Origin of the sequence: Streptomyces sp. bgisy159 (assembly GCF_965341775.1) — a bacterium.
In the GTDB taxonomy this organism is placed as follows: domain Bacteria; phylum Actinomycetota; class Actinomycetes; order Streptomycetales; family Streptomycetaceae; genus Streptomyces.
Window position 1 is genome coordinate 1 of record NZ_CBDQZH010000123.1, and the last position, 1009, is coordinate 1009.

The 1009-nt window shown below is 71.9% G+C and carries 1 protein-coding gene; it reads left to right on the top strand.

Going from position 1 to position 1009, the window contains the following annotated elements; all coding sequences use genetic code 11:
• Nucleotides 1-26 precede the first annotated feature (26 nt).
• On the top strand, nucleotides 27-1009 hold a 983-nt coding region (locus tag ACSLTV_RS36100; protein ID WP_435613733.1), incomplete at its 3' end, for an acyltransferase domain-containing protein.

Genomic DNA, 1009 nt, shown 5'->3' on the forward strand with positions numbered 1-1009 from the left:
TGGTGTCGGGACGGAGTGAGGGTGCGGTGCGGGCGGCGCTGGAGCGCGTCGCGGACTTCGTCGAACGGCATCCGGACGTCCCCGTGGGCGCGGTGGCACGGATGCTCGCCGGATCACGAACGGTGTTCGAGCACCGCGCCGCCCTCACCACCACCGGCACCGACCGCGACACACTCGTGGAACGCCTCCGGACAACGGACCAGGCACTGCGCGGCGCGGGCCGCCCGGCGGACGACCCGGTATGGGTCTTCCCCGGCCAGGGCGCCCAATGGCCCGGCATGGCCGTGAAACTACTGGACGAAAACGGGGCGTTCGCCGAGCAGTTGGCCCAGTGCGCGCGGGCCCTCGAGCCGTTCGTGGACTGGGACCTGCTGGCCGTGCTCCGGGGCGAACCCGGCCAGCCCGACTTCGACCGGGTCGACGTGGTGCAGCCCGCCCTGTGGGCGGTCATGGTGTCCCTGGCCGCGCAATGGCGCGCCGTCGGCGTACACCCCGCCGCGGTCATCGGACACTCCCAGGGCGAGATCGCCGCCGCCACCGCGGCCGGCGCACTCTCCCTGTCCGACGGCGCACGCGTCGTCGCCCTGCGCTCCCGCCTCATCGCCCAGCACGCCGGCGACGGAGGCATGACCTCACTCGCCCTCCCCCGGACCCAGGCAGAGGAAGCGGCCGCACGGTTCGGACTCGAAGTCGCCGCCGTCAACAGCCCCGACAACACCGTCCTCGCCGGCCCCGTCGAGGCGCTGGACCGGCTCACCGCATGGTGCGACGAACACGACATACGATGCCGCCGCGTCCCCGTCGACTACGCCTCCCACTCCTCCTTCGTCGACGTCATGCGCGAACAACTCCTCGACGCACTCGCCCCCATAGCACCACGCGACACCGACACACCCCTCTACTCCTCCCTCACAGCAAACCTGATCCACGGCAGCGACCTCGACGCCGACTACTGGTACCGCAACCTCCGCCACACCGTCGCCTTCGAAGCAGCCACACGCGCCGCCGC